This window comes from Paenibacillus sp. (genome assembly GCF_035645235.1).
Taxonomy (GTDB): Bacteria; Bacillota; Bacilli; order Paenibacillales; family YIM-B00363; genus Paenibacillus_AE.
This window is the reverse complement of sequence record NZ_DASQMZ010000212.1, coordinates 21,504-32,342: the sequence shown is the minus strand read 5'-3', so window position 1 is coordinate 32,342 and position 10,839 is coordinate 21,504. Positions and strand designations below refer to the sequence as shown.

The following is a 10,839-nucleotide window of genomic DNA, read 5'->3' as shown; positions in this document are numbered from 1 at the left end:
TGGCTGCCGCAATACGGCGCCGCGATCGCGGCGGCGAAGGAGCGCCTCGCGAACGGGCCGCTCGTGCCTACGCGGGAAGGCTACAAGGGCGCGGCGCGCCTCGCCGTGAAGTCGGTCGAGGAAATGAGGCTCGACCGCGAGGCGGCCAACAAGAACGCCGCCGAGTCCGACAAGGGACAGGACCGCGCTGTCGCAAAACCATAGAACGCTGACAAACAGCCCCGCCGACGACCGTCGGCGAGGCTCTTCGCGCGCGAAGCGTGACTTACGACAAGAGAGGAACGGGACATGAGAGATCAAATCGCAGGGATGCAGGTCGAATCGATGCATCGCCCGCTCGGGCTCGACGTAAAGAAGCCTAGGTTCGGCTGGCGCATGGCGTCGGATCGCCGGGGCGCGCGGCAGATCGCGTACCGGATAAGGGTAGCGACGTCCCCCGCAAGGCTGAAGGAAGACGAGACGGACGTATGGGATTCCGGACGCGTCGACAGCGACGAAAGCGTCAACCTTGCATTTGCCGGCGCGAAGCTGCAATCGAACCGCGATTATTATTGGCAGGTGCGCGTGTGGAATGAGCTCGGAGAAGCGCTGGACAGCCCCGTCGAGCATTGGAGCACGGGGCTGTTCCGTTTCACCGAATGGAAAGGGAGATGGATCGGGAAGAAAATTCCGATGGCCGTCAATTTCGAACAGCAGAAGCCTGCGGTCTACTTGCGGAAGACCTTCTCGGCGGACAAGCCGATCAAGCGCGCTTACGCGTATACGACCGCTCGCGGCTTGTACCGCTTCCATGTGAACGGGGAAGAGATCGGCAAGGACATCCTCTCGCCGGAGTGGACGGACTACAAGGTGCGGGTGCAATACCAAGCGTACGACGTGACGGAGAAGCTGACTTCCGGCGCGAACGCCCTCGGCGCGGTTCTCGCTCCGGGCTGGTATTCCGGTTACGTCGGGATGTACGGCTTTGAAAACTACGGCAAGGACGCTTCCTTCTTCCTGCAGCTGATCATCGAGTATGCGGATGGCACCCGCGAGTCGATCGTTTCCGACAAGTCGTGGAAGAGCTCGCTCGGGCCGATTACGGCGTCCGATATCCAGATGGGCACCGCATACGACGCGCGGCTCGAGCAGCCGGGCTGGGACACGGCACACGGGTCGGAAGCAGGCTGGGGCGACGTCGACATCTTCTTCGACTTCCGCGGCTGGCTGACGTCCATGCCGACGGCGACCGTACAGCCGATCGAAGAACGCTTGCCGATCTCCGTGACGGAGCGCGGCGAGGGAAGGTACATTTTCGATATAGGCCAAAATATGGTCGGTTGGGTGAAGCTGCGCATCGAAGAGGCGGCGGACGCGAAGGTGGTCGTTCGCCATGCGGAGGTGCTGGAGAACGGCGACCTGTATACCGAAAACCTGCGGGACGCGAAGCAGACGGACACGTATGTCAGCAACGGCAAGCCGGTCTGGTACGAGCCGCGCTTCACGTTCCACGGCTTCCGCTACGTCGAGGTTTCGGGCGTCTCGCGCCCGCTGACCGAGGCCGACCTCGTCGGGGTCGTCGTGCATACGAATTTACCGCTGACGGGCGAGCTGACGACATCCGACGCGATGGTCAACCAGCTGTGGAGCAACATCGTCTGGACGCAGCGCGACAACTTCCTAAGCGTTCCTACCGATTGCCCGCAGCGTTCCGAGCGGCACGGCTGGACCGGGGACGCGCAAATCTTCTGCCGCACGGCGACGTACGCGATGGACGTGTCGACGTTCTTCTTGAAGTGGCTGCGCGATCTGCGCGACAATCAGCAGAAGTCCGGCGCGATTACCGACTTCGCTCCGTGGATCGAGAAGCCGATTCATTACCCGCATGTCGGCTCGGCCGGCTGGGCGGACGCGATCGTCATCGTTCCGTGGCATATGTATCAGGTGTACGGCGACGTACGGGTGCTCGAGGAAAACTTCGAGGCGATCGAGAAGTGGATCCGGCACAACGAGGACCTTCATCCGGAGCATATCCGCGACATTCACCCGCAGTTCGGCGATTGGCTGAGCTTGCATGACGAAGATACCTTAGAAAATGAATCGAAGTTTCCGGGCAAGACGAACGCCCTCAGTACGATGCCGCTCGACGTGTTCGCCACGGCGTATTACGCCTATACGGCGGCGCTCGCGGCGGACATCGCCGGCGTGCTCGGCCGCGAGGACCGCGCTCGACATTATGCCGAGCTGAGCGAGAACATTAAAGAGGCGTTCCGCGGCGCGTACGTCGAAGCGGACGGGACTATTCGCGGGCATGCGCAATCGTGCTACGTCTTCGCGCTGTGGATGAAGCTGCTGACGCCGGAGCAAGAGCCGCTCGCCGTCCGGCATCTCGTCGACAAGATCGTGAAGAACGACTACCATATGACGACTGGCTTTCACGGCATTAAGTATTTGCTGCCGATCCTGACGGAATACGGGCATGCCGACATCGCCTACCGGCTGCTGCTGCAGACGTCGTATCCGTCTTGGCTGTACAGCATCCGCCATGGCGCCACGACGATCTGGGAGCGTTGGGACGGCTGGACCGAGCACAAAGGGTTCCAGAGCCCCGGCATGAACTCGTTTAACCACTATGCGCTCGGTTCCGTCGGGGAGTGGATGTTCCGTTATATGGCGGGCATCGACCTCACTCCGGGGAAGATCGGATTCCAGCGTTTTCTTATTCGTCCGGTATTGACGGACAAGCTCGAATTCGTCCACGCTTCCTACGATTCCAAGTACGGCAAGATCGCCGTAAGGTGGGACCGGGGCGGCATGCCGAACGAGAAGTCTTATGACCTGGTCGTCACGGTGCCGGCGAATACGCAAGCGACGGTGCGCCTTCCGTTGTTTGCCCCGGACAGCGACGTTCGCGAAGGCGGCGTTCCGATCGCGGAGACGGAAGGCTTAACGCTCGCCGGGCGGGAATCGGACGCGCTCGTCCTGGAGGCATCCGCGGGCACATATCGGTTTACGGTGCGGGCGTAGCGTTGCGTGCGTCGCCCGATTCGAAGAATCCCGCCGATGGGATGGAGGGTTTTTCACTAAGTTCCTGGAAAAGCAGGTGGCGGAGTTGAAAGAGGTTTGGCCGGCGCGGACGATTCTAAAGTATGAGACGGATATTGTCGAAGAGGCGCTGCGGCTCATCGCCATCCGCAGCGTGAAGGGACCGGCGGAGCCTGGCAAGCCGTACGGAGCCGGCGTCGACCGGGCGCTGCAGTACATGCTGTCGCTTGGAGAGCGGCTGGGGTTCCGTTCTACGAACTTGGACGGCTATGCGGGTCATATCGAATTCGGGGAAGGCGACGAGTATGTCGGCGTCCTTGTCCATCTGGATACGGTCGACGCGGGCGACGGCTGGACCGTCGATCCGTTCGGAGGCGTCGTACGGGACGGTCTCCTGATCGGTCGCGGCGCATCGGATAACAAGGGGCCGGCGGTCGTCGCGCTGTATGCGCTGGCGGCGCTGCGAGACGCGATTCTCATGCCGGAGACGAAAATTCGGATCATCCTCGGAACCGACGAGGAAAGCGGCATGAGCGATATGGACTACTATTTCGCCAAGGAGCCGCCGCCGAAATACGCCTTTGCGCCTGACGCGGCTTATCCGATCATCCATGCGGAGAAGGGGTATTATGTCTTGACTGTGCGCGGGCGCGGGGATGAGCGGCCGTCGCGCGAGGCGGCCTCTTGGCGGCTTGCCGGCGGCGATGCGGCGAACGTCGTTCCGGATCGCTGCTCGCTGGAGCTTCGGTTCGACGGCGGCCAGTTTCAGCGTCACGCTCGCGAGAGGCTGCTGGCTGCGGCCGCAACGCATCCGCATGTGGCAGTGGAGCGGGAGTCGTCGGAAGGGCATGTGCGTCTGTCGATGCGAGGCAAGCTCGGCCATGGCTCCTACCCGCCGTCCGGGATCAACGCGGTGGCCCGCATGCTGGAGTTTATGGCGGACGCGCTGCCGGACACGTTGGCCTCGTCGCCGCTCTTGGCGTTCGTCCACTCGCGCATCGGCCACGAAGCGTTCGGAGAGACGCTCGGACTCGCCGCCGCCGATCCGACCCATGGACGATTGACCGTCAATCTCGGCGTGATGAAGGCCGGGTGGGACGGCGAGCAAGCCGAACCTGCCTACGCGGCGCTCAATGTGCGCTATCCGGTGACGAGCGACGGGGCCGCTGTGTTCGACGCCTTCCGTTCCCGGTGCGAGTCGCACGGTCTGCAGGCGGCCGTGGAGCGGCATATGCCGCCGCTGTACGTGCCGGAATCGCACCCGCTGCTCGTCAAGCTGGGAGGCGCCTACGAGGCCGTGATGGAGGAGCCGGCGAAGCTGCTCTCGATCGGAGGGGGGACGTACGCGAGGAAGCTGCAGGGCCGGGGCGTCGCCTTCGGGGCGGGCTTCCCCGGGCGCAACCACGGACCGGGCGCGCACCAGCCGGACGAAACCGCCTCGATCGCGGATCTGATGCTGCACGGGCGCATTTGCACGCAGGCGCTGTACGAGCTGCAGCGGCGGGACGGCTGACCGAACACGCAATGGAATACGAACGGAACCCGCCCCGGCGCGAACGACGCGCATGGGCGGGTTTTTCATGCGTTCGCCGCGGGATTTCCCGGGAAGGCGCGCGATTCGACATCGGACGCGCCGAATCGACGCGGCTTCGCCGAAGCATCTGGCGACCGAGCCGCGTCGAGTTCGGCGCCGTTCGGTTAAGCCTGCTTCTTACGGCTCATCAGCACGACCGCGCCGGTTACGATCATGGCGATCGCGATGTACGGGCGGCCGGACAAATACGACAGCAGCGAGCCGAGCGAAAACACCGCGAAAAACAGCAAAGAAATGACGGTCAAGATGTTGATCGGAACCAGCAGCCAGCGGTTTCGGCCGCCGAACCAATACAGTTCGAAAAGCCCGACCGCGACGGCGAAAATAAAGCCAGGCCACATCATATGCCAGAGGTCGTACAGCATGGACAGCTGACATACGACGCCGACCGTCAGCAGGATGCCCCCGGGCACGAGCACGCCGACGCCCTTGCGCCCGGTGACGCCGAAATACAGCCAATGGAAAAACAAGCCGAGCGGGATGACGAAGATCGAAGGCCAGAAATATTCGAATATCATCGCCGCATCGAAGCGCTCCCCTTGATTCATGAAGAGAAAGGCGCCGATCAGGAGCAGCAGCGCTCCGAAAATGCTTTTCATGTTCATATTCCGAATCCCTCTTTCGACAGTGTTGATCGTTCGGCGAAGCGTTTTCCATATCGTACCGCATACACGCGCGTTCGTCTCCCATCCGCGGTGCGAGCCGAAACTGGACTTCCGGCGGGGAAGGGAATGCGGCGCCGGCGTCGAAATGGTAGTCGAAAGCGAAGGCCGTCGCCCGTCCGAATGCGGCGGGCGCGACGGCGGCAAAAGGTGGACGACCTATGGTTTCCGTGCTGATCGTTGACGATCATAAGCATCTTGTCGAATGGCTCATCGCGGACATGCCGTGGCAGGAGCTCGGCATATCCGGCGTCTTCGGCGCCCATTCCGGCACCGAAGCGCTCGAGGCGATCCGGCGCGAGAGGATCGACGTGCTCATCGCCGACATTCGCATGCCCGGCATGAGCGGCATCGAGTTAATCGAAGCGGCTCGGCGGGAGCGCCCGCGCCTCGAAAGCATTTTGCTCACGGGGCATGCGGAATTCGAATACGCCGTGAAGGCGGTCGAGCTGCGAGCATACCGTTATTTGCTTAAGCCCGTCCGTACGGACGAGCTGTCCGCGTGCCTGCGCTCGCTGCTTGCGGAACGGAACGCGGCGCCGGACGTCGGCGGGCCCGAAATCCCGGAGCCGGTGGAGGAAGCGCCGGAACGCGGGGCGCATTACGGGAAAATCGTTGAAGCGGTAGATTCCTACGTAGACACGCATATCGGGGAAGACCTGACGCTGGCCGCGATCGCCGCGCACGTCCATCTTCACCCGGTATACTTGTCGAAGGTGTATAAAGAGACGTCGGGCAGAAATTTGAGCGAGACGATCCTCCAGGCGCGGATGCGCCGCGCGAAGGAGCTGCTGTCGTCGACGCCGATGAAGATTTATGAAATCGCGGAAGCCGTCGGCTATCGCAGCGCACAGCATTTTATCACGGAGTTTCGAAGGGCGGTCGGCATGACGCCGAAAGCCTACCAGACGTTAAAGCGATGAGCGTTCGCGCAATTCCTTAAGATTCCGACATCGATCTTGACATCCCGACATATCGATCCGCCCCCGCGCCGTCGTTAACTGTAGTGAAGGGAAACTACACTACACCGGGAGGCAAAACATGTTTAGAAAGTCATTCGCCGTAACGCTGATTGTCGCTTTATGCATCGGGCTATTGACGCCGTTCTTCCCCGACGGCGCCCGCGCGGAGACGGCCGAGGCGCGCATCCTGTTCGACGACCAGCTCGGGGAGGGCATCATCGACCATAGCTGGGCCGAACGTACGCTGACGGAAACCGGGATCAAGCGTTCCGGCAGCTTCTCCATCCGCTTTAACCCAAGTATGGGCGACGCGCTGTATTTATACAGCACGCAGTATTTCTTAACCAAGCAATACAATACTTTGGAATTTTACGTGCACGGGGGCTCGGCCGGCGGACAGGCGCTGAACGTCATCTTCCAAGCCGGGGGAAAACAGGTCGCCGCGGTCGCCTTGAACGACTACCTCGAGGCCGGCCAGCCGCTGGCGGGCGACTGGCAGAAGGTGCAGATTTTCTTGCCTTCGCTGAAGATGCCGAACGACTTATTCGACGGCGTCTTGCTCGTCGACGCGACGAAAGGAACGCAGGCAGACATCTACGTGGACGAAATCAAGCTGACGCTTCGCCCGGTGACCGGCTCGGAGAAGCCGCCTTCGCCGATTCGCGAGCAAATCGTCGCGTACGATAACGAAGTGAAGGACGGCTTCCTCGCGTTCGGCCGATACGAGGAAAGCGAGACCGCCTACGCGCGTTCCGCCCCGCATTCGCTCCGCGTCGATCCGACCGGGGACCTAGGCCTCTATTTGTACCGCGAGACGCCGCCCGGGGCGATTCGCACGACGGAATACATTAAGCTGGAGTTCTGGTATCACGGCGGCCCGACGGGCGGGCAGTCGCTGGATCTCATATTTAAGGCGGGCGGGGTAGACGTTCTGACCGTCGACTTGAACGCTTATCTCGACGCCTCGACCGAAACGGACGGCGAGTGGAGGAAGGTATCCGTGCCCCTCGAGTCGCTTCCGATTCCGAACGACTTGATCGACGGCTTGCTGTTCGTCGGCAAGAACATGCAATCGCAGCCGTCCTTTTATTTGGACGATATCTCGTTCGTGAAGCGGACGTACGAGCAGCCGCATCTCGAATCGATCGGCTTCGCGACGGAGGAGCTCCTGATGTACGCCGGCAATCACGAGACGCCGATCTTGACGGCGACCTACGACAACGGCTACGCCGAGACGGTGACGCAGAACGTGTATTGGGCGTCGAGCGCTCCGGACGTCGTCAGCGTGGACGGGAACGGCTCGATCACGGCGCTCTCCAAGGGCGAGGCGATCGTGACCGCGACCTTCGAGGCGCTGACCGCGTCGCTCGCCATTCAAGTCATCGAGGTCGTGCCGGAGACGATTTACGACGATGCGCTGAACATGCCACTCTACGACGACTGGAGCTGGGCGGAGCGGAACCTTGGCTACAGCGGGGAATTCGTTCGCAGCGGCGACCGCGCCATCGAGTTTGTTCCGCGCTGGTGGCAGGGCGTCTACTTCAATCGCGACGAGAGCGAGCTCGTCCAAGACTATTACGGATTCGAGTTCTGGGTGAACGGCGGCGCGGCGCCGGGCGGTCAGAGCCTCCGGTTCGTCGTGCAGGATATGAATTCGATCCTCGGCTCCGTCGTGCTCGACGATGTGCTGCCCGAAGGCCTAAAACCGAATGAATGGCAGAAAGTGACGGTCCGCTTCGGCGACATGGGCATCGTCGACGGCTACTTTAACGCGATCGTGTTCCAGGCATGGGATCCGGACGTGCAAGCGCCCGCGTACATCGACGACGTGAAGCTGCTCCGGTATAAGGACCGGCTCGAGAGCCCGGTGCCGGAGGTGACCGAGGTTACGGTCGCAATCGATACGAACATGAACCGCAAGCCGGTAAATCCGGACATTTATGGCGTGAATTACGAAGAGATCGAGCCGGAGGACGTATCGCCGCTGGACGCTTATCCCGTCGTCCGCTGGGGCGGCAACGCCGTCACGCGGTACAACTGGGAGCTGAACGTGCAAAACCATGCCTCCGACTGGTTTTTTATGAACCTGCCGAAGGAAAATGCGCCGAACGAGACGCTGCCGCACGGCTCGCGCAGCGACCAATTTATCGACGATACGCTGGCGAACGGCGGTAAGGTGCTGCTGCAGGTGCCGACGATCGGCTGGACGCCGAAGGATCGCAGCGTGAACGTCGGATTCTCGGTCGAAAAATACGGCGAGCAGCAGCAGACGGAATGCGCATACGGCGGCTGGTGGTGCAACCCCGACGCCGGCAACGGCATCCGAACCGACGGTACGCCGATCACGAATAACGATCCGCAAGACACTTCGAAGGAGATCGGACCGGAGTTCGTGCAGCGGTGGATCGAGCACATTCAAAGCCGCGTCGGCGATAAGGTGAATTACTACGCGCTCGACAACGAGCCGATGCTGTGGCCGTATACGCACCGCGACGTCCATCCGGAGATGACGACGTCGTCGGAAATTTGGGCGTACACCGAGGCGTACGGCAAGGCGATTAAGGAGACGGATCCGGACGGGCAAATTTTCGGGCCGGTCGTCTGGGGCTGGTGCGCGTACCTGTACTCCGCGAAGGACGGCTGCGCGCCGGGCGAAGACTTCCGCACCGCGCAGGAAGGAAAGCCTTTCCTTGAGTGGTATTTGGAAAAGGTCGCCGCCTACGAAGCCGATACCGGCATTCGGTTGATCGATTATTTGGATATTCATTACTATCCGGCGGAATCGGGCGTCTCGATTTCCGAGGACGAATCGAAGGCGGTGTCCGCGCGCAGACTCCGCTCGCTCAAGTCGCTGTACGACCCGGAATTCCGGGACAGCTCGTCTTGGATCTGGGAACCGGTAAACCTTATCCCGCGCATGAAACAGCTGATCGCGGAAAACGCGCCCGGCACGAAGCTCGCGATCACCGAGTACAACTTCGGCAACGGGCGCGGCATCAGCAGCGGCTTAGCGCAAGCCGAAGCGCTGGCCATCTTCGGGCGCGAAGGCGTCGATCTTGCGACGCGCTGGGGTCAGCCCCTCGAGAACACGCCGGTCGAAGACGCCTTTAAGCTCTATCTCGATTACGACGGGCAGGGCGGCAAGATCGAGGGCGACAGCGTTCTGGCGAACAGCTCGGACGTCGACCTCGTCGGGGCTTATGCGATTCATGGCGACGACGGGAAGCTTTATATCTTGTTGTTTAATAAAGACACGGCGCCGAAGTCGGTTCGGTTGACCGTCGGCGGCGCTTCCCCTGCGACGGGCGACGTGTACCGCTTCGATGCGACGAACCGCCTCGGATTCGTCGAGACGATCGCGATCGGCGGCGAGACGACGATCGCGGCGCCGGCTCGTTCGGCGACGCTGATCGTGGCGAAGCCGTAGCGGCCAAGGGATGGATACGAGAGGAAGGTGCGCTATGAGAATCACTCCATTCCCGCCGCGGTTCGCGGCGGCGCTGCTCGCGCTGCTCCTGACCGTCGGCGCCGGGCCCGGCGCGTCGGCTGCGGAGCGGTCTGCGTTCGCCGACGTGCCGTCCGGCGCATGGTACGCCGCGAACGTCTCTTGGGCGATCGAGCGCGGCATCGTCTCGGGGTACGGCGACGGCACGTTCCGCCCGGATGCGAAGCCGACGGAAGCGGAATTTCTTGCGATGCTGCTGCGGGCCAAGGAAGAGGCGGCGGTCCGCAAAGCGGCTCCGGCGGAAGCTTGGTACGCCCCTTATTATGAGAAAGCCGCGGAATCGGCGTATCCGGTCGCGCTGTCGCGCGCGGAAGCGCCGATCACCCGCGGGAACGCCGCGCGCATCATCGCCGCGTCCTTCGGGCATCGGCTCGGCCGCGTGGACGCCGTGAAATTCGTGCTCGAGGCGAACATTTCCAACGGCCGGACCGCTCCGACTGTAGAAGGGTACGATATCGACGGGCAGATGACCCGGGCGGAGGCGGTCGCGTTCGTCCGCCGGGTCGAGTCGCACCGGGAGCTGCTGGCCGCGAAGGAGGAGCAGACGGTTGAGGAGAAGGAGCCGCAGACGCCTCCGCCAATCGTCGTCGTCGGCAACGGCGGAAACCCGGGCAACGGCGGGAACGGGCAGCGGCCCGATGCGCCGGTCCGCACGACCGACGACGAGGAAGCGCGGGAAAGCCGGCTCGACGCGGCGCTCTCGAGTCTTGGCGTCGCCATGTCGGAGACGGGGCAAGGACTCGTCGTCGCGCATCCGAATCGCACCGGAGGAGGCGCGGTGTTGACGCGAAGCGACGAGCGGGTCGGATCGATCCACGTATTGGACGACGGCAACGCAGTGGTGACCGCCTCGGCGCATGCGCTGCTCGCGTACGCGGGGGCGTCGGTCGATCGCGACGTGTTCTTGGATACGCTAAAGCGCGTGCGGGAAAGCGGGAACAACGCGGCGCTCAAAATCGGGGGGCAGCTGATTACCGTCGTGCGGGATGCGAATCCCGGCCAGCTCATCGTCCACTTTACGCTCTTCGAATCGTAAGACCCGACAACTCAGGAAAGCAAGAACGCCGCACCGGTCGAACCGGTGCGGCGTTC

6 protein-coding genes and 1 pseudogene are annotated in these 10,839 nt (G+C 62.5%); 6 read left to right on the top strand and 1 reads right to left on the bottom strand.

From position 1 onward, the window contains the following. The 3 genes and pseudogenes from VEZ38_RS20200 to VEZ38_RS20190 form a co-directional block, all read left to right on the top strand. A pseudogene (locus VEZ38_RS20200) lies at positions 1–204 on the top strand (alpha-glucosidase/alpha-galactosidase); the annotation flags it as partial. Positions 205–288: 84 nt separating this feature from the next. Beyond that, positions 289–3,006 (top strand): alpha-L-rhamnosidase, encoded by a 2,718-nt coding sequence (locus tag VEZ38_RS20195; protein ID WP_324896764.1) that lies wholly within the window; start codon positions 289–291, stop codon positions 3,004–3,006. An 85-nt stretch (positions 3,007–3,091) separates the two neighbouring features. Then, positions 3,092–4,537, top strand: coding sequence for a Sapep family Mn(2+)-dependent dipeptidase (locus VEZ38_RS20190; protein WP_324896762.1), 1,446 nt, complete (start codon positions 3,092–3,094; stop codon positions 4,535–4,537). A 185-nt stretch (positions 4,538–4,722) separates the two neighbouring features. Here VEZ38_RS20190 and VEZ38_RS20185 read toward each other — a convergent pair whose 3' ends face one another. Beyond that, positions 4,723–5,223: a hypothetical protein gene (locus VEZ38_RS20185; protein WP_324896760.1), complete on the bottom strand. Its 501-nt coding sequence runs from the start codon at positions 5,221–5,223 to the stop codon at positions 4,723–4,725. 218 nt (positions 5,224–5,441) lie between these two features. On the opposite strand from VEZ38_RS20185, the gene VEZ38_RS20180 reads away from it, so the two are divergent. From VEZ38_RS20180 to VEZ38_RS20170, 3 genes are all read left to right on the top strand, one after another. Further along, positions 5,442–6,203, top strand: coding sequence for a response regulator transcription factor (locus VEZ38_RS20180; protein WP_324896758.1), 762 nt, complete (start codon positions 5,442–5,444; stop codon positions 6,201–6,203). Positions 6,204–6,321: 118 nt separating this feature from the next. Next, a complete protein-coding gene (locus VEZ38_RS20175; protein ID WP_324896756.1) occupies positions 6,322–9,669 on the top strand; it encodes a glycoside hydrolase family 44 protein in 3,348 nt (1,115 codons plus the stop codon). Positions 9,670–9,703: 34 nt separating this feature from the next. After that, the gene (locus VEZ38_RS20170) at positions 9,704–10,783 is read left to right on the top strand and encodes an S-layer homology domain-containing protein (RefSeq protein WP_324896754.1); all 1,080 of its coding nucleotides are present in this window, start codon (positions 9,704–9,706) and stop codon (positions 10,781–10,783) included. The last annotated feature ends 56 nt before the right edge of the window (positions 10,784–10,839 follow it).